We start from the raw sequence: 25828 nt of genomic DNA, 5'->3' as shown, positions 1-25828 counted from the left end.
CAGAGAGCATGTCCATCTAAGCTTGGGGCGGCCCGGCGGGAGGCATCATGAGCGAACCGCTGCAACGAAACGAATCCGAAAACGCGAAGGCCGAAGCCAGCTACGTGGTGCCGGGCCTCGAGCGCGGGCTGCGCATTCTCGCCGAATTCTCGCCGCGCGAGCCCGTGCTCGGCGCGCCCGAGTTGTCGAAGCGGCTCGGCATTCCGCGCACGACGGTGTTCCGTCTGCTGCAGACGCTCGAATCGCTCGGCTTTCTCGAACGCGCGGACAAGGATCGCAACTACAGGCTCGGCGTCGCCGTGCTGCGGCTCGGCTTCGAATATCTGAGCTCGCTGGAGCTGACCGATCTCGGCCTGCCGGTGATCGAGAGCCTGCGCGATGCGACCGGCTTCACGACGCACATCGTGATTCGCGACGGCCGCGACGTGGTGTTCGTCGCGAAGGCGCAGAGCCAGTCGCCGGTGTTCAGCTCGATCCGCGTGAACGTCGGCACGCGGCTGCCCGCGCATGCGACGACGCATGGCCACGTGCTGATGGGCGACCTGTCGCTGAAGGAGCTGCGTGCGCTGTATCCGGAAGGCGCGCTGAGCCGGATGACGAGCGCGACGCCCGAAACGGTCGATGCGTTGTACGAAGTGATCCGCGAGGATGCGCTGCGCGGCTACGGCGTCAGCAATTCGTCGTTCGAGCGCGGGATCTCGGTCGTCACGGCGCCGGTGCGCAACGAGACGCAGCGGATCGTCGCGTGCATCACGGTGACGGTGCCGCGTCCGGAGATCGACGCGGCGCTGATCGCCGACGGGCTGATCGACAAGGTGCAGCGCGCGGCGGCGGAATTGTCGCGTCGGCTCAATTATCGCTCGGATGACGAGCACACGTTTCTCAAGGCTTTAGGACTCCGATGATTCAGATCGATCTCACCGGGCAGGTGGCGGTGGTGACGGGCGGTTCGTCCGGCATCGGCCTCGCGACGGCCGAACGGTTCCTGCAGGCGGGCGCGTCGGTCGCGATTTGCGGCCGCGACGGCGACCGCCTCGCACGCGCCGAGGCGATGCTGCGCGACAAGTACGCCGATGCGCAACTGCTGGCCACGCGCTGCAACGTGCTCGACGAAACCGACGTGGCCGGCTTCGCGCAAGCGGTGTCCGCGCGTTTCGGCCGCGCCGACATGCTCGTCAACAATGCCGGCCAGGGCCGCGTATCGACCTTCGCCGACACGACCGACGACGCGTGGCGCGAAGAACTCGAACTGAAGTACTTCAGCATCATCCGCCCGACGCGCGCGTTCCTGCCGCTGCTGCGCGACGCGCAGGCGCCGACGATCACCTGCGTGAATTCGCTGCTCGCGTTGCAGCCGGAGCCGCACATGGTCGCGACGTCGTCGGCGCGTGCCGGCGTGCTCAGCCTCGTGAAGTCGCTCGCAGCCGAGCTGGCGCCGCAGCGCATCCGTGTGAACTCGATCCTGATCGGCATCGTCGAGTCGGGGCAGTGGCGCCGCCGCTACGACACGCAGGCACAGCCCGGCGAAAGCTGGGAGGACTGGACGGGCGCGCTCGCCCGCAAGAAGAACATTCCGCTGAATCGCTTCGGCAAGCCCGACGAGGCCGCCTGGGCACTTTTTTATCTCGCAACGCATCTGTCGTCCTACACGACGGGCAGCCATATCGACGTTTCTGGAGGCTTTGCACGCCATGTCTGAAAAAACCACGGTTGGCGAGCTGATTGCCGCCTTTCTCGAGCAGTGCGGCGTGAAGACCGCATTCGGTGTCATCTCGATCCACAACATGCCGATCCTCGACGCGATCCACTCGCGCGGCAACATCCGGTATGTCGGTGCGCGCGGCGAAGCGGGGGCGTTGAACATGGCCGACGGGCTGGCCCGCGTGTCGGGCGGCCTCGGCGTCGCATTCACGAGCACGGGCACGGCGGCGGGCAACGCGGCCGGCGCGATGGTCGAGGCGCTGACGGCCGGCACCGCGCTGCTGCACGTGACCGGGCAGATCGAGACGCCGTACCTCGACCAGGATCTCGCGTACATCCACGAAGCGCCGGACCAGTTGTCGATGCTCGACTCGATCTCGAAGGCCGCGTTCCGCGTGCGCACGGTCGAAACCGTGCTGCCGACGATCCGCGAAGCCGTGCGCATCGCGCAAACCGCGCCTACCGGCCCCGTGTCCGTCGAGATTCCGATCGACATCCAGGCGGCCGAAATCGAATGGCCGGAAGATCTCGCACCCGCGCACGTCGCGGTGCGCGAGCACGACGAAGCCCGCGTCGCGAAGCTCGCCGACGCCCTCGCGGCCAAGCGCCGCCCGCTGCTGTGGCTCGGCGGCGGCGCGCGTCACGCACGTGCGGAAGTCGAACGCCTCGTGAAGCTCGGCTTCGGCGTCGTGACGAGCGTGCAGGGCCGCGGCGTGCTGCCCGAGGATCATCCGGCGACGCTCGGCGCGTTCAACGTGCACGCGTCGGTCGAAGCGTTCTACAAGACCTGCGACGCACTCGTCGTGGTCGGCTCGCGCCTGCGCGGCAACGAAACGCTGAAGTACAAGCTCGCGCTGCCGCAGCCGCTGTTCCGCATCGATGCCGATGCGCTCGCCGACAACCGCGGCTATCGCAACGCGTTGTTCGTGCATGGCGATTCGAAGCGCGTGCTGGCCGAGCTGGCCGATCGCCTCGAAGGCCGCCTGTCGGTCGATCCGCAATTCGCGGCCGATCTCGCGGCGGCCCGCGAGGCGGCAGTGGCCGACGTGGCGAAGGGCCTCGGGCCGTACAAGAAGCTCGTCGACACGCTGCAGGCCGCGGTCGGCCGCGACTACAACTGGGTGCGCGACGTGACGATCTCGAACAGCACGTGGGGCAACCGCCTGCTGAAGATCTTCGAGCCGCGCTCGGGCGTGCATGCGCTCGGCGGCGGCATCGGCCAGGGCATCCAGATGGGCATCGGTGCCGCGCTCGCGGGCGCGGCGGCGAAGACGGTCTGCCTCGTCGGCGACGGCGGCCTGATGGTCAACGTCGGCGAACTCGTGACGGCCGTGCAGGAAAACGCGAACGTGATGATCGTGCTGATGAACGACCAGTGCTACGGCGTGATCCGCAACATCCAGGACGCGCACTACGGCGGCCGCCGCTGCTTCGTGCAACTGCACCAGCCCGATTTCGCGCAGTTCTGCGCGAGCTTCGGCCTCACGCACTACCGGATCACGTCGCTCGACCAGGCCGAAGCGATCGTGCGCGAAGGGCTCGCGAAGGAAGGGCCGGTGATGGTCGAGGTCGACATGCTGTCGGTCGGCTCGTTCGCGTCGGCATTCGCCGGCCCGCCGGTGAAGAAGGAAGCGCCGACGGAGCGCCAGTATGCGTAACGGGCAACAGCGGGCGCATGCCCCCGTCGACGTCGCGATGATCGGCTTCGGCGCGATCGGCGCGGCCGTGTACCACGCGGTCGAGCACGATGCGTCGCTGCGCGTCGCGCACGTGATCGTGCCGGAACACCAGCGCGCGGTGGTGCAGGACGCGCTCGGCGGTGCGGTGGAGGTCGTGTCGTCGGTCGACGCGCTGGCCCGCCGCCCCGAGTTCGCGCTCGAATGCGCGGGCCACAGCGCGCTCGTCGACCACGTCGTGCCGCTGCTGAAGGCCGGCACCGATTGCGCGGTCGCGTCGATCGGCGCGCTGTCCGATCTCGCGCTGCTCGACGCGCTGTCGCAAGCGGCGGACGAAGGCGGCACGACGGTGACGCTGCTGTCCGGCGCGATCGGCGGCATCGACGCGCTGGCGTCCGCGAAGCAGGGCGGCCTCGACGACGTGTTGTACGTCGGCCGTAAGCCGCCGCTCGGCTGGCTCGGCACGCCGGCCGAGGAATTGTGCGATCTGCGCGCGATGACCGAGGAAAAGGTGATCTTCGAAGGCACCGCGCGCGACGCCGCGCGGCTTTACCCGAAGAATGCGAACGTCGCGGCGACGGTCGCGCTCGCGGGCCTCGGCCTCGACGCGACGCACGTGCGCCTGATTGCCGATCCGGCGGTCGCGCGCAACGTGCACCGGATCACCGCGCGCGGCGCATTCGGCGAGATGTCGCTGGAAATGAGCGGCAAGCCGCTGCCCGACAACCCTAAGACGTCCGCGCTGACGGCGTACAGCGCGATTCGTGCGCTGCGCAACCGCGCGGCCCGCTGCGTGATCTGACCGGACCATCGAGCGTCCGCCCGCGCCAAGGCGAGGGCGGATGTGCAGAGACAGATTTGTGGGACTTGTGACATGACTCCTTTCGATACGAGCCTCGTACCCGACGGCGACATCCTGATCGGCGGCGAGTGGCGGCGCGGCCGCGGTGCGCCTTACACGAGCATCTATCCGGCCGACCAGTCGCCGAACATGGAAGTATCGACGGCGAACGCGGAAGACGCGGCCGACGCCGTCGTGGCGGCCGACGCCGCATGGCGCCGCGCAGACTGGGCCGGGCTGAAGCCGCACCAGCGCGCGCAGGTGCTGTACCGCATCGCCGATCTCATCATGCAGCGCCACGAGGCGCTCGCGAACCTGCAGCGCCGCGACAACGGCAAGCCGATCGGCGAGACGCGCGTGCTGGTGGCCAGCGCCGCGAACACGTTCCGCTATTTCGCGGCCTGCCTCGAAACGCTCGACGAGGAGTTGACGCCGTCGCGCGGCGACTACCTGACGATGAGCGTGTACGAGCCGATCGGCGTGATCGCGGCGATCACGCCGTGGAATTCGCCGATCGCGTCCGATGCGCAAAAGCTCGCGCCGGCGCTGGCCGGCGGCAACGCGGTGGTGCTCAAGCCGGCCGAGGTCACGCCGCTCGTCTCGCTCGCGCTGGCGCGCATCTGCGAGGAAGCGGGCGTGCCGAAGGGCGTGCTGAGCGTGCTGCCGGGCAAGGGCTCGGTGATCGGCGACGTGCTCGTGCGTCATCCGCTCGTGAAGAAGGTGTCGTTTACCGGCGGCACCGAAGTGGGTCGCGGTATCGCGCGCATCGCGGCCGAGAAGCTGATGCCCGTGTCGCTCGAACTCGGCGGCAAGTCGCCGACGATCGTATGCGACGACGCCGATCTCGACCATGCGGTCAACGGCGTGCTGTACGGCATCTTCAGCTCGTCGGGCGAAGCGTGCATCGCCGGTTCGCGACTGTTCGTGCAGCGCGCGATATACGACGAATTCATGAAGCGCCTGGTGGCCGGTGCACGCAAGCTGCGCGTGGGCGACCCGACGCGACCCGACACGCAGATGGGCCCGTTGATCACCGCGAAGCATCGCGAATCGGTCGAACGCTACGTGGCGCTCGGGCTGGAAGAAGGCGGCCGCCTGCTGTGCGGCGGCGAGCGGCCGGCGGGCGACGGGCGCGAGCACGGCTTCTTCTATCAGCCGACGATTCTCGAAGGCTTGCCGAACAGCGCGCGCATCTGCCAGGAGGAAATCTTCGGGCCGGTGCTGGTCGCGATGCCGTTCGACGACGAAGCGTCGTTGATCGCACAGGCGAACGACAGTGTGTTCGGGCTGGCTGCGGGCATCTGGACCCGCGACTACAAGCGCGCGTGGCGCATCGCGCGCGCGCTGGAGACGGGCACCGTCTGGATCAACACGTACAAGCTGTTCTCGATCTCCACGCCGTTCTCGGGCTGGAAGGAGAGCGGGATGGGGCGCGAGAAGGGGCGTCTCGGCATCCGCGAATACATGCAGCAGAAGAGCCTCTACTGGGGCTTGAACGACGCGCCGCTGCCGTGGGCGAACTGAGCGAAGGGGAATGACGCAATGAGCATTTTGGGAATCGAGCAGATCACCTACGGTGTCGACGACCTCGCCGCGTGCCGGCGCTTCTTCGCCGATTGGGGGCTGAAGGAAGTCGCGCACGACGACACGCGTGTGCGTTTCGAGACGCTGAACGGTTGCACCGTGCTGGTCGTGAAAGCCGACGATCCGTCGCTGCCGCCCGCGTTCGAAGCAGGCCCGACGCTGCGGGAAGTCACGTGGGGCGTCGCGACGCAGGGCGAACTCGACGCATTGCGCACGAAGCTGGCCGGCCAGCCCGGCTATTACGCGCAGGACGATGCGCTCGGCTGCATCGACCCGAACGGGATGGCGATTCGCGTCGAAGTCACGCGCAAACGCGCACTCGACATCGCGGGCTCGCCGTCGAACGTTTGGGGCCGGACGCTGCGCGTGGATCAGCCGAGCCCGATCTATGCGCGTGCGGAGCCGGTGGAGGTCGGACATGTCGTGTTCTTCACGAACTGCCTCGACGCGCAGGAAAGGTTCTATCACGAGTTGCTCGGCTTCGAGACGTCGGACCGGTATCCGGGCCGCGGCGCGTTCATGCGCTGCGCGCCGCACGGCGGCCATCACGACCTGTTCCTGCTCGCGCTGCCGAACGGCAAACGCGGCCTGAACCACGTCGCATTCACCGTGCGCGACATCCACGAAGTATTCGGCGGCGGCATGCACATCGACCGCTGCGGCTGGGAAACGCAACTCGGCCCGGGGCGTCACCCGGTGTCGTCCGCGTACTTCTGGTACTTCCAGAATCCGGCCGGCGCGCTGATCGAGTACTACGCGGACGAGGACGTGCTGACGCCGGACTGGCAACCGCGCGAATTCGAACCGGGGCCGACCGTGTTCGCCGAGTGGGCCGTCGACGGCGGCCTGGACGGCAACACGCGCCGGCAGAAGAACGCGAAGGCGCCGGAAGGCAAGTTCATGACGGAGCGCAAATGATGCCCGAAGCGAATACGCCCGCGCAGCCCGCGCCGGGCACGGTGGTCGTGATCGGCGGCGGCCAGGCCGCCGGCTGGGTGTTGAAGACGTTGCGCGCGCAAGGGTATGCGGGCCGTCTCGTGATGATCGCCGACGAGCCGCACCTGCCGTACGAGCGCCCGCCGCTGTCGAAGGCCGTGCTGGCCGGCGACGCCGACATCGAGACCGTGCGCGTCGTGCGTCCCGACGAATTCGACGCGCTGAACGTCGAGGCATGGCAGCCGGAACGCGCGGCGTCGATCGACCGCACGCGGCGCGTGGTGAGGACCGAAAGCGGCCGCGAGATCGAATACGACCGGCTCGTGATTGCGACCGGCGGCACGTCGCGCCGCTTGCCCGATGCGCTCGTCAACACGCCGAACCTGCATTACCTGCGCACGCTCGACGAAGCGGCCGCGCTCGGCGAGAAGCTGCGGGCGAGCCGGCGCGTGCTCGTGATCGGCGGCGGCTGGATCGGCCTCGAAGTCGCGGCGACCGCGCGCAAGCTCGGCGTAGACGCCGTCGTGGTCGAAGGCGCGCCGCGGCTGTGCGGGCGTTCGGTGCCGCATATCGTGTCCGACTTCCTGCTCGACCTGCATCGTTCGAACGGCGTCGACGTGCGCATGGGCGCGGCGCTCGCGTCGCTCGACCCGCAGCCGGACGACGCGTCGAAGGTACGCGCGACGCTCGCCGACGGCACGACGATCGACGCCGATTTCGCGGTGGCCGGCATCGGTCTCGCACTGAATGCGTCGCTGGCGAGCGACGCGGGGCTCGCGGTCGACGACGGCATCGTCGTCGACGAATACGGCGCGACCAGCGACCCCGCGATCTTCGCGTGCGGCGACGTCGCGAACCATCACAACGGCTGGCTGAAGCGGCGCGTGCGGCTGGAATCGTGGGCGAACGCGCAGAACCAGGCGATCGCGGCCGCGAAAGCCGTGCTCGGCGTGCGCGCACCGTACGCGGAGATTCCGTGGTTCTGGTCCGATCAGTACGACGTGAACCTGCAGATCCTCGGCGATCTGCCGGCCGATGCGCAGCTCGTCGTGCGCGGCGATCTCGCCGCGCGTCGTGCGACGCTGTTTTTCGTGGGCGACGGACATGTGAGAGGTGTCGTCGCCGTGAACAACGCACGCGAGCTGAAGCTCGCGCGCAAGTGGATGAACCAGGGCCGGGCAGTGGATACGGAAGCCCTGGCAGACACGACCCAAGCGCTTGCCTGACCGGCCCAACCGGAAAGAGACCCCAGGAGACACCCCGCATGAGCACTTTCGACAACGTCGTGGCCGGCAGGGCCACGATGGAAGCTGCCGCCTCCACGCCCGGCGCGATCATCGCGCGGCTCGAGCGGCTTCCGGCCAACGCGATGCAGATCCGCGCACGCGTGCTGATCGGCACCGCGACGTTCTTCGACGGCTTCGACGTGATCACGATCGCGGCGACGCTGCCGCTGCTGATTCACAAATGGGGGCTGTCGCCGACGCAGATCGGCATGCTGATCGCGTCCGGCGCGATCGGCCAGCTGATCGGCGCATTCCTCTTTCCCGCGCTCGCGGAAAAGCATGGCCGCGTGAAGGCCATCGCGTGGAGTTCGGCCGTGATCGGCATCACGAGTATCGCGTGCGGCTTCGCGCCTACGTTCGAGGTGTTCGTGCTGCTGCGGATCCTGCAGGGGCTCGGGCTCGGCGGCGAGTTGCCGGTCGCGGCCACGTACATCAACGAAATCACGCGCGCGCATGGCCGCGGCCGCTTCGTGCTGCTGTACGAGATCGTGTTCCCGATCGGCCTGCTCGTGTCGATGGCGCTCGGCGCGTGGCTCGTGCCGCGCTTCGGCTGGGAAATCATGTATTTCGTCGGCGGGCTGCCGGTGATCCTGTCGCTCGTGCTCACGCGCCTCGTGCCGGAATCGCCGCGCTGGCTCGCGTCGCGCGGGCGTCTCGCGGAGGCCGGGCGCGCGGTCGGCATGTTCGAAGGATCGGTGCGCGGCGAGCTGCCGCCGGTCACGCAAGCGGCCGCGTTCGACGAGATGGTGCGCCAGCATCCGAAGCGCCGGATGAGCGACCTGTTCAGCGCCGCGTATCGCAAGCGCACGCTCGCAGTGGCGACGTTGTGGGCGACCTGCGGGTTCATCCAGTACGGGCTGTCGACGTGGCTGCCGACGATCTACAAGAACTTCTATCACGCACCGCTGCAGCTCGCGCTGAACCTCGCGGTGATCGGCTCGGTGATGGGCGTGCTCGGGTCGCTGGCCTCCGCGCTGCTGGTCGACAAGCTCGGCCGCAAGCCGGTGATCGTGTGGTCGTTCGTGCTGTGCGCGCTGTCGCTGGCGCTCGCCGGCATCTATCACGCGTCGTCGGTGTATGTGGTCGCGGTCTTCTGTTCGCTGTCGCTCGGGCTGATGGCGTCGGGGTTCATTACCGCGTACGTCTATACGCCCGAGCAGTATCCGACGAGCATCCGCGCGTCGGGCTGCGGGCTCGGCAGCGCGTGGCTGAAGATCGCGTCGTTCGTCGCGCCGATGGTCGTGCCGCACGCGATCATCGGCGGGAACCTCGCGCCGGCGTTCTATCTGATCGGCGTGGTGCCGCTGATCGCGGCGCTGACCGTGCACTTCGTCGGGATCGAGACGAAGGGGAAGGTGCTGGAGGCGCTCGAAGCGTAAGCGCGGCCGGTAGTCACGGATGATGTGCATAGGCCCGGGGATGTTGCCCGGGCCGCTTCATTTCACGGCGATCCGGTCGTTTCATGTCGGGCGCCGCGAACGGGCGCCACGGCTGCCACACGGCTCGCGTGTTCTAATTCACGGTCACGATTTTCATCAGACCGTCGCCATGCCCCTGTTCGAACCCGTCACGCTGCATACTTCCCGCCTCGTCCTGCGGCCGCTTCGCGACGCCGACGCACCGACTTTCTTCGAGATCTGGTCCGATGCGCAAGCGATGCGCTACTTCTCGTTCTCGCCGATGACGGAGATCGAGCAGGCCGAGGCGCGCGTCGCGCGCAACGTGCAGACGTCCGCGAGCGGGGAGAGCCTGGTCTGCGTGCTCGAACTGCGGGAAACCGGCGAAGCGCTCGGCGAGTGCGCGCTGTTCCATGCGAACGCGCAATGCCGGCGCGCCGAGATCGGCTTTTGCCTGCGGCGCACGTTCTGGCGCGGCGGATACATGCGCGAAGCGGCGTCGGCGATGATCGATCATGCGTTCGGCACGCTGCGGCTGAACCGGCTCGAGGCCGATATCGATCCGCGCAACGTTGCATCGGCGGGGCTGCTCGAACGGTTGGGTTTCGTCCGGGAAGGTCTGCTGCGCGAACGGTGGATCGTCGGCGACGAAGTGTCGGACAGCGCACTGTACGGGTTGCTGGCGAGCGATCGCGGTGCGTAAGTGGCCGGCTTGCCGGATTTCGCGCCCGAACGTACCCTTGGTCGAATCCACGGCCCGAACACAGGTATTGACCATGCAAGCCCATCCTCTGCGTCTTTCCCCCGGCGACGATCTGCGCGGCGCCATCGAAGCAGCGTTGCATCGGCAGGAATCGCACGCGGCCTTCGTGATCCAGGGCATCGGCAGCCTGAGCGTCGCGCAGTTGCGCTTCGCCGGCGCCGACCAGCCGGCCGAGCTGCGCGGCGACCTCGAAATCCTGACGCTGGCCGGCTCGGTGTCGCCGGACGGCGCGCATCTGCATATGTCGGTCTCGGACGCGGACGGCCGCGTGACGGGCGGCCATGTTGCGCCCGGCTGCGTGGTGCGCACGACGGCCGAGATCCTGCTCGCGCTGCTGCCCGCGCATCGTTTCTCGCGCGAGCCCGATGCGGGCACCGGCTTCAACGAACTGGCGATTCGTCGCGAGCCGGGCGGCGCCGCCGCATGAGTGTCGCGACGCGGCGCTAGAATCGCCGGTCATCGAAGCGCGTCCCGTTACCGCTCATTCCGCAAGGCGCAATCCATGAAAAAAAGCGCCGCGGCCTGTCGGCCCGCGGCGCCTTTCGGTGCGCTGCGACGTCGACCACCCGCCGCAGCCCGACTGCGTGCTTACAGCTGCACGGTGTCGGCCACTTCCTTGAAGTCCTCGATCTGGTCGAAGTTCATGTACTGGTAGATCTTGTCGCCGTTCGCGGTGAGCACGCCCATGTCGGCCATGTACTCTTCCTTGGTCGGGATCTTTCCCAGACGCGAGCAGATCGCCGCCAGTTCCGCCGAGCCGAGATACACGTTCGTGTTCTTGCCCAGACGGTTCGGGAAATTGCGGGTCGACGTCGACATCACCGTCGCGCCTTCGCGCACCTGTGCCTGGTTACCCATGCACAGCGAGCAGCCCGGCATTTCGGTGCGTGCGCCAGCCGTGCCGAACACGCCGTAGTGACCTTCTTCCGTCAGCTGCTTCTGGTCCATCTTGGTCGGCGGCGCGACCCACAGCTTGACCGGAATGTCGCGCTTGCCTTCCAGCAGCTTCGACGCGGCACGGAAGTGACCGATGTTGGTCATGCACGAGCCGATGAACACTTCGTCGATCTTCGCGCCTGCGACGTCGGACAGCGTCTTCACGTCGTCCGGATCGTTCGGGCACGCGACGATCGGCTCGTGGATGTCGGCGAGGTCGATCTCGATCACGGCCGCGTATTCGGCGTCGGCATCCGGCGCGAGCAGTTGCGGGTCGGCCAGCCACTGTTCCATCGCCGCGATGCGGCGCTGCAGGCTGCGCGGATCCTGGTAGCCCTGCGCGATCATCCACTTGAGCAGCGTGATGTTGCTGTTCAGGTACTCGATGATCGGTTCCTTGTTCAGGCGCACCGTGCAGCCGGCGGCCGAACGCTCGGCGGACGCATCCGACAGCTCGAACGCTTGCTCGACCTTCAGGTCGGGCAGGCCTTCGATTTCGAGAATGCGGCCCGAGAAGATGTTCTTCTTGCCTTGCTTGGCGACCGTCAGCATGCCCTGCTTGATCGCGTACAGCGGAATCGCGTTGACGAGGTCGCGCAGCGTGACGCCCGGCTGCATCTTGCCCTTGAAGCGGACCAGCACCGATTCCGGCATGTCCAGCGGCATCGTGCCGGTGGCGGCCGCGAACGCGACGAGGCCCGAGCCTGCCGGGAAGCTGATGCCGATCGGGAAGCGCGTATGCGAATCGCCGCCGGTGCCGACGGTGTCGGGCAGCAGCATGCGGTTCAGCCACGAGTGGATCACGCCGTCGCCCGGGCGCAGCGCGATGCCGCCGCGCGTGCTGATGAAGTTCGGCAGCGTCTGGTGCGTCTTCACGTCGACCGGCTTCGGATACGCGGCGGTATGGCAGAACGACTGCATCACGAGATCGGCCGAGAAGCCGAGGCACGCGAGGTCCTTCAGTTCGTCGCGGGTCATCGGGCCCGTGGTGTCCTGCGAGCCCACCGAGGTCATCTTCGGTTCGCAGTACGTGCCCGGGCGCACGCCCTGGCCTTCGGGCAGGCCGCACGCGCGGCCGACCATCTTCTGCGCGAGCGAGAAGCCCTTGCCGCTGTCGGCCGGCTGGTGCGGCAGGCGGAACAGCGTCGACGGCGGCAGGCCCAGCGCTTCGCGCGCCTTCGCGGTCAGGCCGCGGCCGATGATCAGCGGAATGCGGCCGCCGGCGCGCACTTCGTCGAACAGCACGTCGGACTTCACCTGGAATTCGGCGATGACCTTGCCGTCCTTCAGCGCCTTGCCTTCGTACGGGCGCAGTTCGACCACGTCGCCCATGTTCATTTGCGACACGTCGAGCTCGATCGGCAGCGCGCCGGCGTCTTCCATCGTGTTGTAGAAGATCGGGGCGATCTTGCCGCCGAGGCATACGCCGCCGAAGCGCTTGTTCGGGACGAACGGGATGTCTTCGCCGGTGAACCACAGCACCGAGTTGGTGGCCGACTTGCGCGAGGAGCCGGTGCCGACCACGTCGCCGACGTAGGCGACCAGGTGGCCCTTTTCCTTCAGCGATTCGATGAACTTGACCGGCCCGCGCTTGCCGTCTTCTTCCGGCGTGATGCCCGGGCGCGCGTTCTTCAGCATCGCCAGCGCGTGCATCGGGATGTCCGGGCGGGTGGTGGCGTCCGGCGCCGGCGACAGGTCGTCGGTGTTGGTTTCGCCCGTGACCTTGAACACGGTGATGGTCAGGCTTTCCGGCACTTCCGGGCGGCTCGTGAACCATTCGGCATCCGCCCAGCTTTGCAGCACGGACTTCGCGTGCGCGTTGCCCTTGTCGGCGAGTTCCTTCACGTCATGGAACTGGTCGAACATCAGCAGGGTTTTCTTCAGCGCGTCGGCGGCCACTGCGGCGACGGCTTCGTCGGACAGCAGTTCGATCAGCGGCTGGATGTTGTAGCCGCCGAGCATCGTGCCGAGCAGCTCGGTGGCGCGCGCACGCGAGATCAGCGGGCAGGCGGTCTCGCCCTTGGCCACGGCGGCCAGGAAGCCGGCCTTCACGCGGGCGGCTTCGTCGACGCCCGCGGGCACGCGATGGGTGATCAGCTCGAGCAGCGTCTGCTCTTCGCCGGCGGGCGGATTCGTCAGCAATTCGACCAGTTCGGCGGTCTGCTGAGCCGTCAGCGGCAGGGGAGGAATACCGAGCGCGGCGCGGGCGGCCACGTGAGCACGAAAGTTTTCAAGCATGGGGAGACCTGCTGATATTGCGTTTGAGGGGAAGGCCTTGCCGGCACTCCGGGGCGATTCCAGGCACTGCTTTGAGCGGAATTCTAATCTCAACGGGGTGCAACGTCAAATGTCTTATGTCTTATATAAGAGTTGAGGCGCGGAAGACGAGGGGTACGGATGCATGGAACGAGGCCGTGTTGCCGGTCGTATGGTGCAGGAAAAGGCGCTGGATCTGCTATCGGGACGGTGCGATGCTCCCGGCCAGCGACGGCCGGACATCGCAGCCGCCACGTACCGCTACGGCACGGGGGCGGCGGGCTCGCGAGCCCGCATCCGGAGGCCGATGAAAGCGGGCATCGCCGGAACGGCCTCGAGCATCCGGACGACTGACGCGTTGCCGACATGGCCTGCGGCCCGATCGATGCGACGATGAAGCCGTAGCGCAGGGGCGCGGTTTACTTGTGCTTGGCGCGATACGCGTCGAGATTTTTCCGTGCCTGCGCGCGGATCGCGCGCTGCATGAAAGGCGTCCAGCCGAGCAGGGCGCCTTTCGTCCCGAGCGCCTGACGCGCCCAGCGCCACAGGTCGAAATGGTCGCGATGCTCGACGATGCGTCCGTCGCGAAACCGGAATCGCGCATCGATCCGGTTGACCACTCTCCGTCCGGTCGCGGCGAACCGGTAGTGCGCGCTCCACTTCGCGCGCCCGGCCTGGTCGTCCGCGGCAACTTCGCCGAACGTCAGCGAGAATTCCTGCGCCCGCGCGACCAGCATCCGCCACATGTCGTGTGCGAGTTCGCCGCGCAGTTCGCCGAATGCGGGATCGCTGAATACGACGTCGTCGGCATAGCACGCGAGCATCGCATCGATGTCGCGCTGCTGGAAGGCCGTGTAGAAGCGCTGGATCAACGCGGTGTTCGGATCGGTCATGTCGGGGCTAACGGGGCAGGGGGGTGAACGGTGGCGTCCGTATCGGGACAGTGGGGCAGGCAGCGTGAACCGACGCCCGTGCTCGCGACGTCGGGCGTAGCCGGCTCGCTGCCGGATGATACGCGTCAGCGGGCGGCCATCGCGACGGCCTGATCGCTCCGTCCCGTCACCAGGCAGCCCGACATGAAGGCCTCGCTCTGGCTGCCGGCGGCGGTTTCGCCGAAGCCGCGACCGAGCGCATCGGCCCTCACCTGCGCGGCGCCTTGCTCGCACGCGAGCGGGCTGGCGTCGCGGCCCTGCGCGTGCAGGATCGCGCGATCGCCGATGAGATAGGCCAGCAGGGCGAAAACGGCGATATGTACGGCTCGTCTCATGGTTCGTCTCCTCGTTGCTCAAGCGTAACGCGGACACGTTCGACGAAGCACTTGGGGCTTCCCCCGGTAAACGTCTGCTGAAAGCGGTGGCGAGGCAGGACGATCCTGTCCTGTTTTTCCGTCGCCGTGCGATGGCCGGGCAATGCACGCGAGTTTGACAAATGTCAGGGTGCGGGCCGGCGGCGGCGGTCGCACGGCCGTTCAAAGCGATAGCATGAATGCATGATTTGACGGAACGCGATGCAAGGTCGACGCATCGGGTCCGGCAAGCAGGCAGGTGTTGAAGATCGCTGTCGAAATAGTGAGGAATCCAAATGTTGAACGTCTCGTCCGTCCTGATCAGTCTTGCTCCGATGTGGGCCATCCTGCTGCTGGCGTCTTCGGCAGCCGCCTATTTCGTGTTCTGGCGCAAGGTCATCGAGTGAGCGCCGCGCGACCGCGTGCGCACGGTGCGCACGCGTGACGCGCCGTTCCCGTCATTGCACCGCCGTTACCGGCACATTCGAAATCCGCAACAGCCGGGCCATCACGCTGCGCCGAAACACCGACATCAATGCGTGCAGCGGATCGCGTCCCGGCACGGCCACGACGATCTCGTCGCACCCGGTTTCGGCTGCCGTGGCCGCAATCGTATCGGCCACCGGCCCGACCTTCATCACGACGCTGTATTTCACGTCCGCATCGCGCAGGAGCCGCTCGGCCATCGCGAGATCGTCGGTCGCGAATCGTGTCTCGATCGCGCGCAACCGCGACAGCGGGTGATAGGCCTCGAGCCGCGTCGATTCGAGCGGTGCCTGCACGTTGACCAACACGACCTCCGACGCGCAGCGCTCGCGATACAGAAAAGTCGCGTGCCGGACGGCTTGAAGCGAGCGCGGCGAATGGCCGACCGGAACCAGCAGCTTGAGCATGGATGATGAACCCGGAAACGAAGTGCTTCCAGCGTAGCGGGCGGCCGGACGAAACGATCTAAAGAGATCGGCCGGCCGCATAAAAATGTCGTTAACGCACGCAGCCCCGTGACGCACCGATTAAAAATATAAGAAATTTAAGTTTATGCGCATAAACGGCAGCGAGCGGTAGCGCCGGCCCCGGCCAGTCGGTGCGGACTCTCGCCGCGAGCGCGATTCAGTCGGATCCGCAATGAATTGCGCCGCAAAATATCGGAGGTCGCCCGGGGCGCGTCGCGTAGAGTAGAGCGTCGGCCGCCGTTCGGCGGCGCGCCATCCGATACCGCATCCCAGGAGACCCGCATGCCGCACGGCGCCCCGCAGTTTCTCGCTCCCGCTTCCATTTCCGTCGATCCGATCGTGCGCCTGTCGGCCGGCGAGCTTGCGTCGGCGATCCGCGGCAAGGCGGTTTCGTGCGTCGAGACGATGCGTGCGTATCTCGATCACATCGAGCGCGTGAATGGCGCGGTCAACGCGATCGTCGCGCTGCGCGAGCGCGATGCGCTGCTGGCGGAAGCCGCGGAAAAGGACGCGGAGCTGGTGCGCGGCGAGTACCGCGGCTGGCTGCACGGGATGCCGCAAGCGCCGAAGGATCTGGCGATGACGAAGGGGCTGCGCACGACTTACGGCTCGCCGATCTTCCGCGAGAACGTGCCGCAGGCCGACTCCGTCGGCGTCGCGCGGATGCGCGCGGCCGGCGCGATCTTCATCGGCAAGACCAATACGCCCGAGTTCGGGCTCGGTTCGCACACGTTCAACGAGGTCTACGGCGCGACGCGCAACCCGTACGACCTGACGAAGAGCGCGGGCGGCAGCAGCGGCGGCACGGCGGCGGCGCTCGCGTCGCGGATGCTGCCGGTGGCGGACGGCAGCGATTTCGGCGGTTCGCTGCGTAATCCGGCCGCGTTCTGCAACATCTACGGCTTCCGTCCGTCGCAGGGCCGCGTGCCGCGCTGGCCGGGCGTCGACGTGTTCATGCAGCAGCTCGGCACCGAAGGGCCGATGGGCCGCACGGTCGGCGACGTCGCGCAGCTGCTCGCGATCCAGGCCGGCTACGACCGCAACGATCCGCTGTCGCTCGCGGACGATCCGGCGGCGTTCGCGCAGCCGCTCGACGCGGACCTGCGCGGCAAGCGCGTCGCGTGGGTCGGCGACTGGAACGGCTATCTCGCGACCGAGGCCGGCGTGCTCGCGCAGTGCGAGCGCGGGCTGGCGACGCTGCGCGAGATCGGCTGCGACGTCGATGCGGCGCTGCCGGCGTTCGCGCCCGACCGGATCTGGCGCCTGTGGCTCGCGCACCGGCACCTGTTGTCGGGCGGCGGGCTGCTCGCGCACTATCGCGACCCGGCGCGGCGCGCGCTGCTGAAGCCCGAGGCGATCTACGAGGTCGAGGGGCTGCTCGCGATGCAGGGCGCGGCGGTGTTCGACGCGAGCGTCGAACGGACCGCGTGGCATCAGGCGGCGCTGAGCTTCTTCGACCGTTACGACTTCATCGCGGCGCCGACCGCGCAGGTGTTCCCGTTCGACGTCGACCAGCGCTGGCCGAAGGAGATCGCGGGCCGCGCGATGGACACCTATCACCGCTGGATGGAAACGGTCGTGCCGTGGACGCTGGCCGGCTGCCCGGTGATCAACGTGCCGGTCGGTTTCAACGACGCCGGCTTGCCGATGGGGATGCAACTGATCGGTCGTCCGCGCGCCGATCTCGCCGTGCTGCAGCTTGCGCGCGGCTACGAGCAGGCGGCCGGCTGGGTGGCCCGGCGAGTGCCGGCGTGGATGGCAGCGTAAGAACGGCAGCGTAATACCGCGGCCGGCAGGCAGCCGGTAAGCCGGGCGACGAAACGGGCGGCGACGGACTGCCCGTTTCATTGTCCATCGCTCGACGCGAAGCGCGTGGCGGATGCATTGCGTCGCGTCGCCGGCGCAGGCCGGAGCCGGCATCCATTGATGCAACCGGAGAAAGAATCGCGGTACGTGCGCGACATCGCGCGGCAACCGCACGGGAATCTGTGCGACGGGGCCCGTCGGCCGCCGGATTGCAAGCGGCGGCGCGGCCCGATTTCGTTTCGATGTGTTTCAGTCGTTGCGGCGGCGCGCGACGCGCTTCGACAATATCGCCTCGACCATTCGGGCACGAGGGAAACACATGAAGCACATTCGCGCGACGGGCCGGCATCTGGCCTCGGCAGGCATCGCGTTCGGCATCCTGGTGAGCGGCGCCGCGCACGCGCAGCTCGACCTGCAGTCGATCGGCGCGTCGCTGTTCGGCGGCGGGCAGCAGCAGGCGGCGCCTGCGCAGGGCGGTGTCGCGCAGTTGCTGCAGGCCTATGTCGGTGCGAATCAGCAGGTGCTGAACGGCCAGTCGTCGCTCGCGTCGGCGATGGGGCTGACGGGGGCGGCCGGGCAAGCGCAGCAGGCCGCGAGCCAGTTGTCCGGCGGCGATGCGCTGTCGCCGGCCACGCTGTCGCAGATGGGCGGCGCGCAGCAATCGGTGTCGCAGGCGCTCGGCCAGGCATTCGCGAGCGGGGGCGGCACGCACGGCCCGATCGACAAGCAGGCGTTCAGCAACGGCCTCGCGTCGCTGGGGCAGGGCCTCACGCAGTATTCGCAACTGCAGTCGGGGCTCGGCAATCTCGGCTCGACGAGCGCCGCGTCGCTGCTGCAATCTGGCCTGAATCCGCAGAACATGCAGGCCGCGACGTATATCGCGCAAAGCGCGCCGGGCCAGTTGCAGTCGCTTGCCGCGACGCTCGGCCAGGCCGTGCAGTTCGCGACGAGCCAGGGCATTTCGGTGCCGTCGGTCGCGTCGTCCGCGCTGAAGCTGCTGCCGTAACGCCGCGCGGTGGCGTGCGCGATGCTGTGGCCGGCATCGTGCGCGCCGGTGACGCGCCATGGCCCCGCACAACATGGGGATTTCGCGCGATGCTATCGTGGCGTGTTCCTCCCATCGGTGCCGGTTCATGACTGACTCGTTCGACCTCTCGCGCTATTTCTCCCGCATCGGCTACGACGGCCCGGCCGAACCGACGCTGGACGTGCTGCGCCGGCTGCATCTGCTGCATCCGCAGGCAATCCCGTTCGAAAACCTCAATCCGCTGACCGGCGCGCGGGTCGCGCTCGACCTGCCCGCGCTCGTCGACAAGGTGATCGAACGCCGCCGCGGCGGCTACTGCTTCGAACTCAACAAGCTGTTCTACACCGCGCTCACGACGATCGGCTTTCGCGTGACGCCGCTGATCGCGCGCGTGCGCTGGATGCGGCCGCCCGAGATCGTCACCGCGCAGACGCACATGCTGCTGCGCATCGATCTCGACGGCGCGGCGTGGCTCGCGGACATCGGCTTCGGCAGCGCGACGCTGACCGCGCCGCTGCGCTTCGTGCCGGGCGAGCGGCAACTGACGCCGCACGGCGCGTTTCGCGTGATCGATGCACCGGTCGACGGCGAATTCGACATGCAGTTCGAGATCCCCGACGGCTGGCAGACGACCTACCGCTTCTCGCTGAAGCCGGCCGAGTGGATCGATTACGAAGCCGCGAACTGGTTTACGTCGACGTATCCCGAATCGATCTTCGTGAACGACCTGATCGCGTGCCGTGTGCTGCCGGACGGCCGTGCGGCGTTGCTCAACACCGTGCTGACGCTGCGCGACGCGGCGGGAGCCGGGCGCACGGTCACGTTCGACGATGCGGCCGACTGGGCGGCGTGCCTGCGCGACACGATCGGCATCGATACGGCGGGATTCGATCTCGACGCGCTGTTCGCGCGGCTTGCGGCGCGCGCGACGTAACACGGATACACGACATCGCCGGCGGCTCGCACGCGGGCCGTGACCGTCCCGCCATCGTCTTCGGTTGACTTTTGCTAGATTGCTAGCATACTAGCAACCATGACCGACGAAGAAGTGAAGCAATTCAACGTGTACCTGCCGCTGAGTCTGATCCGGCAGGTCAAGCATCGCGCCATCGAGACGGAGCAGTCGCTGTCCGCGCTGGTGGCCGACGCATTGCGCGCGTATCTGGCCGCTCCGCAACCGGGGGCCGGCCCATCCGACAAGGAGGAGTGACATGTCATCCGAGCGAATCGAAGCCGTGTACCTGACGACGCACAACTGGGGCAAGTCGGCGAAGTTTTTCCAGGCGCTGGGCTTCACGCTGGAATTCGAAACCGATCATCACTCGGGCCAGCTCAGGTGCGGCGACGGCCCGTTCCTGTTCATCGCCGAGGTGCCGGCGAGCGAGAAGCCCGACATGCAGGTCGTGCTGAAGGTGCCCGACGAGCAGGCCGTGCGGCCGCAACCGATCGTCGACGTGGTCACGCCGTTCGAGGATACGCACTGGGGCACGCGCGACATGACCGTGCGCGATCCGGACGGGCGCGTGTGGCGCCTGCAGGCGCCGGGCAAGTCCGGTGCATGAGGTGATGACGATGACCGACCGCCATCAGGATGGGCCCGACAGCACCGCCGAGCGCGTCGCGCTGTGGCGCGCGCTTCACGTCGAACTCGATGAGCCGCCGCACGTGCTCGCCGATGAAGTCGGCCTGCGTCTGCTCGCGCCGCCGCCCGGCTGGCAGCGGCGTGGCGACATGGATCAGCGCTTCACGCGGCCGTTTCGCGCGTCGATCGTCGCGCGGGCGCGCTTCATCGAGGATCTCGTCGTCGACGAGGCCGCGCGGGGCGTGAACCAGTACGTGATCCTGGGCGCGGGCCTCGACAGTTTCGTGCAGCGCCGGCCCGAGATGGCATCGCGACTGACCGTCTTCGAGGTCGATCCGCCCGCGCCTCAGGCGTGGAAACGCCGCCGCCTGATCGAACTCGGCTTCGGCGTGCCGGACTGGCTGCGCTTCGTGCCGGTCGATTTCGAAGCGAAGCAATCGTGGCACGACGCGCTCGTGCGGGCGGGCTTCGATGCGGACAAACCGGCAGTCGTGGTGTCCACCGGCGTGAGCATGTACCTGACGCACGAAGCGAACGTGGCGGCGTTGCGGGAGGTGGCGTCGCTCGCGCCGGGCTCGACGTTCGCGATGACCTTCCTGCTGCCGCTCGAGCATGCCGATCCCGACGTGCGCCCGGGCCTCGAAATGGCCGCCAAGGGCGCGCGCGAGAGCGGCACGCCGTTCATCAGTTTCTTCACGCCGGCGCAGATTTGCGCGCTCGCGACGCAAGCCGGCTTCACGCGGGCCGAGCACGTGTCGGCGGCGGACCTCACGCGCCGCTATTTCGCCGATCGTACCGACGGGTTGCGCCCGCCGAATCGCGCGGAGGAACTGCTCGTCGCGACGGTGTGACCGCGGCGTGCCGCGCGTGTGAGCTTCACGCGCGTTCGAGCACGGCCATCTCCCGCACGACCACGAGCAGCACCGCGAGGCTCGCGCCGCCCGACGCGCGCAGATCGGCGAGCAGGTGCTCGTAGCGCGCGAGCGCGGTCTCGCGGCGCGCGCGCCACGCGCCGACGATCGTGTCCGGCGTGGTCGAATCGGGCGATTCCGCCAGCGCGCTGGTGGCAAGCGTGCGCTTGAGCCGCGCGACTTCCGCGAGCGCGGCCGCGCGCGCCAGCATGTCCCAGTGCGTCGGCGTCGGCAGCGTGGCCGCGCGTTCGCCGATCCACCCGTAGTTGAGCAGCGTGCCGAGCGAGAAGTAGACGCCCGCGACCAGTTCGAGGCTGCGATGGCAGGTCGCCGCCACTTCGGCGATGTCGAGCAGCGCGGCCGAGATGTCGCCGCTCGCGACGCGCCCGGCGAGCGCGGCGTCGACGCCGGCGTCGACCAGCACGCGTTGCCGCTCGGACAGCGCATCGAGATCGTCGGCCGGCAGCAGCGACGGCAGTTGCGGCGCGATGCGCTGCACCGCGTCGCGGCAGCGCGCGATCAATCCGGCGACGCCGCCGTCGGCCACCGCACCCGACTGCAGATGCCGCAGGAACCACAGCGCCGCGCGCTCCAGCAGCCGCGCGACGTCGACGAACATGCGCGCCTGCACGTCGTCGGCGACGCGGTTGTCGAGCGCGTCGATGTCGCGCCATACCGCGTCGAGGTCGAACACGTCGCGCGCCATGATGCACGCGCGTACGATGTCGCCGGGCTTCGCGTCGGTCTCCTCCATCAGCCGGTGCACGAATGCGCAGCCGACGCGGTTCACGAGCGCGTTGGTCAGGTGCGTCGCGAGAATTTCACGGCGCAGCGGATGGCGGCGCATCGGCTCGCTGAAGCGCTGTTGCAGCGGCTTCGGGAAGTAGTCGACGAGCATCGCCGCCACCAGCGGATCCTCCGGCACGTCGGATTCGAGCAGCGCGTCGTAGAGCCACATCTTGCTGTACGCGAGCAGTACCGCGCGCTCCGGCGACGTGAGGCCGAGCTTCGCGGCCTGCCGCTCGGCGACTTCGTCGTCGGTCGGCAGGAATTCGATCACGCGGTTCAGGCGGCCCGCGCGTTCGAGCCAGCGCATCAGGCGCGCCTCGGCGTCGAGCAGTTCGACCGCATGGCGGCCCGCGATCGACAGCGCCTGCGTCTGGTAGTAGTTGTCGCGCAGCACGAGCAGCCCGACTTCGTCGGTCATCTCGGCGAGCAGCGCGTTGCGCTGCTTCTCGGTCATCTCGCCGTCGGAGACGACGAGCCCGAGCAGGATCTTGATGTTGACTTCGTGATCCGAACAATCGACGCCGGCCGAGTTGTCGATCGCATCGGTGTTGATGCGGCCGCCGCGCTGCGCGAACTCGATGCGGCCGAACTGCGTGCAGCCGAGATTGCCGCCTTCGCCGACGACCTTGCAGCGCAGGTCCGCGCCGTTCACGCGCACCGCGTCGTTCGCGCGGTCGCCGACCTGCGCATGAGTTTCGCGCGTCGCCTTCACGTAGGTGCCGATGCCGCCGTTGTACAGCAGGTCGACCGGCGCCTGGAGGATCGCGCGGATCAGCTCGGTCGGCGGCAGTGCGTGCGCGTCGATGCCGAGCACGGCCTGCACGGCCGGCGACAGCGGGATCGTCTTCGCGGTGCGCGGATACACGCCGCCGCCCGGAGAAATCGCGGCCGTGTCGTAGTCGGCCCAGCTCGAGCGTTCGAGCGCGAACATGCGCTGGCGCTCCGCGAAGCTCGTCGCCGGGTCGGGGTTCGGGTCGAGGAACACGTGCCGGTGATCGAACGCGGCGACGAGCCGGATATGCGGCGACAGCAGCATCCCGTTGCCGAACACGTCGCCCGACATGTCGCCGATGCCGACTACGGTGAAGTCGGTGGTCTGCGTGTCGACGCCCATCTCGCGGAAGTGCCGCTTCACCGATTCCCACGCGCCGCGCGCGGTGATCGCCATCTTCTTGTGGTCGTAGCCGACCGAGCCGCCGGATGCGAACGCGTCGTCGAGCCAGAAGCCGTATTCGTGCGAGATCGCGTTCGCATAGTCGGAGAAGGTGGCCGTGCCCTTGTCGGCGGCGACGACCAGGTACGGATCGTCGGGGTCGTGACGCACGACGTCGGGCGGCGGCACGATCGCGTTGCCGGCGAGGTTGTCGGTCAGGTCGAGCAGCCCGCGCAGGAACGTCTGGTAGCACGCGATGCCTTCGCGCATCCATGCTTCGCGATCGCTCGGCGGCGGCGGGTTCTTCACGACGAAGCCGCCTTTCGAGCCGACCGGCACGATCACGACGTTCTTCACCATCTGCGCCTTCATCAGCCCGAGCACCTCGGTGCGGAAATCCTCGCGGCGATCGGACCAGCGCAGGCCGCCGCGCGCGACGCGGCCGCCGCGCAGGTGCACGCCCTCGACACGCGGCGAATACACCCAGATCTCGAACATCGGCTTCGGTTCGGGCAGCCCGGGCACCTTCGCCGGATCGAACTTGAACGACAGGTACGGCTTCGATTCGCCGTTCGCGTCGGCGAGGAAGTAGTTCGTGCGCTCGGTCGCGTTGATCACGCCGAGGAACTGGCGCAGGATGCGGTCTTCGTCGAGATTCGGCACCTGGTCGAGCGCGCCTTCGATCGCCTTCAGCAGCCGTTCGGCCTGCACGTCGCGCGTGTTGCCGATGTGCGGGTCGAAGCGCAGCAGGAACAGCTCGACGAGTTGCCGCGCGATCGCCGGATTGCCGGTCAGCGCGCGTTCGATATAGGCATCGCTGAAGGTCGATCCGACCTGTCGCAGGTATTTCGCATATGCGCGCAGGATCGTCACTTCCCGTGCGCTCAGGTGTGCGCGCAGCACGAGGCGGTTGAAGTCGTCGTTCTCGATCCGGCCGCTCCAGATCCGGTCGAATGCATCCTCGAACAGGCCTTTCACGCGCTCGATGTCGAATTCGGTATCGTCGGCGAGCTCCAGCCCGAAATCGTGTACCCACGCATGCGTGCCGTCCTGCGTCTGGATCCGGTACGGCCGCTCCTCGTCGACGCGCACGCCGAGGTGTTCGAGCATCGGCAGGCTGCGCGACAGCGCGATCGGGTCGCCCGCGCGATAGACCTTGAAGCGGAACGCGCGCGGCTCGGCCTCGATCGGCCGGTACAGGTTCATCGCGAGCTGGCCCGAATCCTTCACGCGCTCGATCAGCTCGATGTCGCGCACGGCCGTACGCGCCGGATAGTCGTCGCGATAGCCGGCCGGGAACGATTCCGCGTAGCGCTGCAGCAGACGGTTGCCTTGCTCTTCGCCGAATGCGTCGAGCAGCGCGTCGGCGAGGTCGTCCTGCCAGCGGCGCGTGACCTGCACGAGCCGCGTTTCGAGTTCGCGCGTGTCGACGTCGGGCATCGTGCCCGGTTCGGCATGCACGACGAAATGAATCCGTGCGATCGCCGATTCCGACAGCAGCGGCGTGAATTCGACGTTCACGCCGTTGTACGCATCGACGAGCAGCTTCGCGATGCGCCGGCGCAGGTCGGTGTTGTACTTGTCGCGCGGCACGAACACGAGGCACGACACGAAGCGGTCGAAGCGGTCGCGGCGCACGAACAGGCGCGTGCGCTGGTGTTCCTGCAGGCGCAGGATGCCGAGCGCGATGTCGTAGAGCTGGTCTTCGTCGGCCTGGAACAGTTCGTCGCGCGGATAGGTTTCGAGCACCGTCACCAGCGACTTGCCGAGATGCCCCTTCGGCAAGAAGCCCGCGCGCCGCACGATGTTCGCGCATTTGCGGCGCACGATCGGGATCTCGGCGCTCGACACCATGTACGCGGTCGACGTGTAGAGCCCGATGAAGCGGCGCTCGCCGGTGACCTTGCCGTCGGCGCCGACGAGCTTCACGCCGACGTAGTCGAGATAGCCGGGGCGGTGCACGGTCGCGCGCGAATTCGCCTTGGTCAGGAAGATCGGCCACGCGCCGGTGATGATGTCGGCGGCGGCCTGCGGCAGCGGCGTCACGTCGGGCGCATCGGACGTGCGCAGCGATTCGCGCAGGATGCCGAAGCCCGAGCCCTCGATGCCGCGCAGGCCGAAGCCCGTGCCGTCCGATACGAGCGCGTAGTCGCGCTGACCGAGGAACGTGAAGTGATCGGCGGCCATCCATTCGAGGAACGCGCGCGCCTCGATGTCCTCCGCGGTCGATTCGCGCGCCTTCATCTCCTTGATCGTCGCGCGGGCGATGTCGACGATCTTCGGCCAGTCCTCGACCGACGCGCGCACGTCGCCTAGCACGCGCGCGATGTCCTCGCGCAGCGTGTCGAGCAACGCGGCGTCGCCACAGCGGTCGACTTCGAAATGGATGAACGACGCGAGTTGCGACTGGCCGTCGGCGGACGTCGCGCCGCCCGCGTCGACCCGCTCGATGCCGCCGCCGGCACCGCGCCAGATGCGGAACACCGGGTGCAGCGCCGAGTGCAGCGCGAGCCCGAGACGGTTGACGGCCATCGTCACCGAGTCGACCAGGAACGGCATGTCGTCGTTGACGATCTCGATCACCGTGTGGTCGGAATGCCAGCCGTGCTGTTCGAGGATCGGGTTGTACACGCGCAGGCGTTCGCTGCCGGGCACGAATTTCTGGGCGGTTTGCCAGTGCGCCATCGCGGCGCCGTACAGGTCGGCGATGCTGCGGTTCTGCAGATCGTCGGCGTCGACGAAATCGTAGTAGTGACGCAGGAAGGGTTCGACGATCCGGAACGTGGCTTCGGGCAGCCGAGCGCGCGCGAATTCGACGACGTCGGAGAGCAGGTGTGCGACGACTTCCTCGTTCTTCGCTTCCATGGCGGTCTCCGTCGGGTGGCCATTGGCTGCTGCGTCTGTCCGGCATTATGCGCCGATTGCGTGACAAAGCGATGTGCGGGC

The 25828-nt window shown here is 67.9% G+C and carries 21 protein-coding genes; 16 read left to right on the top strand and 5 right to left on the bottom strand.

Features of this window, described 5'->3' with window-relative positions; all coding sequences use genetic code 11:
* Positions 1-47 precede the first annotated feature (47 nt).
* The 10 genes from WT97_RS11130 to WT97_RS11085 all read left to right on the top strand — a co-directional run bounded on the left by WT97_RS11130 (position 48) and on the right by WT97_RS11085 (position 10611).
* Positions 48-905: an IclR family transcriptional regulator gene (locus WT97_RS11130; RefSeq protein WP_060031935.1), complete on the top strand. Its 858-nt coding sequence runs from the start codon at positions 48-50 to the stop codon at positions 903-905.
* The gene (locus tag WT97_RS11125; RefSeq protein WP_059500232.1) at positions 902-1699 is read left to right on the top strand and encodes an SDR family oxidoreductase; all 798 of its coding nucleotides are present in this window, start codon (positions 902-904) and stop codon (positions 1697-1699) included. Before WT97_RS11130 ends, WT97_RS11125 begins: the two co-directional genes overlap by 4 nt.
* The gene (locus tag WT97_RS11120; RefSeq protein WP_059783051.1) at positions 1692-3359 is read left to right on the top strand and encodes a thiamine pyrophosphate-binding protein; all 1668 of its coding nucleotides are present in this window, start codon (positions 1692-1694) and stop codon (positions 3357-3359) included. The genes WT97_RS11125 and WT97_RS11120 overlap by 8 nt, the downstream gene beginning before the upstream one ends.
* Positions 3352-4179 carry an aspartate dehydrogenase gene (locus WT97_RS11115; protein WP_060353433.1) on the top strand — a complete coding sequence of 276 codons (828 nt, stop codon included), beginning with the start codon at positions 3352-3354 and terminating at the stop codon, positions 4177-4179. Before WT97_RS11120 ends, WT97_RS11115 begins: the two co-directional genes overlap by 8 nt.
* 72 nt (positions 4180-4251) lie before the next feature.
* Positions 4252-5742 carry an aldehyde dehydrogenase gene (locus WT97_RS11110; protein ID WP_060353432.1) on the top strand — a complete coding sequence of 497 codons (1491 nt, stop codon included), beginning with the start codon at positions 4252-4254 and terminating at the stop codon, positions 5740-5742.
* 18 nt (positions 5743-5760) lie between these two features.
* On the top strand, positions 5761-6720 hold the full coding sequence (locus WT97_RS11105) for a VOC family protein (RefSeq protein WP_060353431.1): 960 nt from the start codon (positions 5761-5763) through the stop codon (positions 6718-6720).
* On the top strand, positions 6720-7964 hold the full coding sequence (locus WT97_RS11100) for an NAD(P)/FAD-dependent oxidoreductase (protein WP_060353476.1): 1245 nt from the start codon (positions 6720-6722) through the stop codon (positions 7962-7964). Before WT97_RS11105 ends, WT97_RS11100 begins: the two co-directional genes overlap by 1 nt.
* A 38-nt stretch (positions 7965-8002) precedes the next feature.
* Entirely contained in the window at positions 8003-9403 is a 1401-nt protein-coding gene (locus tag WT97_RS11095; RefSeq protein WP_059500237.1) for an MFS transporter, read from the top strand.
* 169 nt (positions 9404-9572) lie between these two features.
* A complete protein-coding gene (locus WT97_RS11090) occupies positions 9573-10124 on the top strand; it encodes a GNAT family N-acetyltransferase (protein WP_060353430.1) in 552 nt (183 codons plus the stop codon).
* Positions 10125-10197: 73 nt separating this feature from the next.
* The gene (locus WT97_RS11085; RefSeq protein WP_059500239.1) at positions 10198-10611 is read left to right on the top strand and encodes a PPC domain-containing DNA-binding protein; all 414 of its coding nucleotides are present in this window, start codon (positions 10198-10200) and stop codon (positions 10609-10611) included.
* Positions 10612-10772: 161 nt separating this feature from the next.
* Here WT97_RS11085 and acnB read toward each other — a convergent pair whose 3' ends face one another.
* The 4 genes from acnB to WT97_RS11065 all read right to left on the bottom strand — a co-directional run bounded on the left by acnB (position 10773) and on the right by WT97_RS11065 (position 15554).
* Positions 10773-13358 (bottom strand): bifunctional aconitate hydratase 2/2-methylisocitrate dehydratase, encoded by a 2586-nt coding sequence (acnB, locus tag WT97_RS11080; protein ID WP_059500240.1) that lies wholly within the window; start codon positions 13356-13358, stop codon positions 10773-10775.
* Positions 13359-13795: 437 nt separating this feature from the next.
* The gene (locus WT97_RS11075) at positions 13796-14269 is read right to left on the bottom strand and encodes a nuclear transport factor 2 family protein (protein WP_060031923.1); all 474 of its coding nucleotides are present in this window, start codon (positions 14267-14269) and stop codon (positions 13796-13798) included.
* A 125-nt stretch (positions 14270-14394) separates the two neighbouring features.
* Positions 14395-14643 (bottom strand): hypothetical protein, encoded by a 249-nt coding sequence (locus tag WT97_RS11070; protein ID WP_059500242.1) that lies wholly within the window; start codon positions 14641-14643, stop codon positions 14395-14397.
* Positions 14644-15119: 476 nt separating this feature from the next.
* Entirely contained in the window at positions 15120-15554 is a 435-nt protein-coding gene (locus WT97_RS11065; RefSeq protein ID WP_060031920.1) for a universal stress protein, read from the bottom strand.
* Between the two features lie 342 nt (positions 15555-15896).
* Between WT97_RS11065 and WT97_RS11060 the strand changes: the two genes are divergently transcribed.
* The 6 genes from WT97_RS11060 to WT97_RS11035 all read left to right on the top strand — a co-directional run bounded on the left by WT97_RS11060 (position 15897) and on the right by WT97_RS11035 (position 20880).
* Entirely contained in the window at positions 15897-17381 is a 1485-nt protein-coding gene (locus WT97_RS11060; RefSeq protein WP_060353429.1) for an amidase, read from the top strand.
* Between the two features lie 358 nt (positions 17382-17739).
* Positions 17740-18426, top strand: coding sequence for a hypothetical protein (locus WT97_RS11055; protein ID WP_060353428.1), 687 nt, complete (start codon positions 17740-17742; stop codon positions 18424-18426).
* A gap of 127 nt (positions 18427-18553) precedes the next feature.
* On the top strand, positions 18554-19381 hold the full coding sequence (locus WT97_RS11050) for an arylamine N-acetyltransferase (RefSeq protein ID WP_059500246.1): 828 nt from the start codon (positions 18554-18556) through the stop codon (positions 19379-19381).
* A 99-nt stretch (positions 19382-19480) separates the two neighbouring features.
* A complete protein-coding gene (locus WT97_RS11045) occupies positions 19481-19657 on the top strand; it encodes a ribbon-helix-helix domain-containing protein (protein ID WP_059500247.1) in 177 nt (58 codons plus the stop codon).
* A gap of 1 nt (position 19658) precedes the next feature.
* Positions 19659-20009, top strand: coding sequence for a glyoxalase/bleomycin resistance/extradiol dioxygenase family protein (locus WT97_RS11040; RefSeq protein ID WP_059789652.1), 351 nt, complete (start codon positions 19659-19661; stop codon positions 20007-20009).
* Between the two features lie 10 nt (positions 20010-20019).
* The gene (locus WT97_RS11035) at positions 20020-20880 is read left to right on the top strand and encodes a class I SAM-dependent methyltransferase (protein WP_060032083.1); all 861 of its coding nucleotides are present in this window, start codon (positions 20020-20022) and stop codon (positions 20878-20880) included.
* Between the two features lie 25 nt (positions 20881-20905).
* On the opposite strand, the gene WT97_RS11030 is transcribed toward WT97_RS11035, so the two are convergent.
* A complete protein-coding gene (locus WT97_RS11030) occupies positions 20906-25747 on the bottom strand; it encodes an NAD-glutamate dehydrogenase (RefSeq protein WP_059500249.1) in 4842 nt (1613 codons plus the stop codon).
* Between the last annotated feature and the right edge of the window lie 81 nt (positions 25748-25828).

Origin of the sequence: Burkholderia sp. MSMB1459WGS (assembly GCF_001534535.1) — a bacterium.
Lineage (GTDB): Bacteria > Pseudomonadota > Gammaproteobacteria > Burkholderiales > Burkholderiaceae > Burkholderia.
Note: the sequence above shows the minus strand (reverse complement) of the source record. Positions and strands in the feature narration are given on the sequence as shown.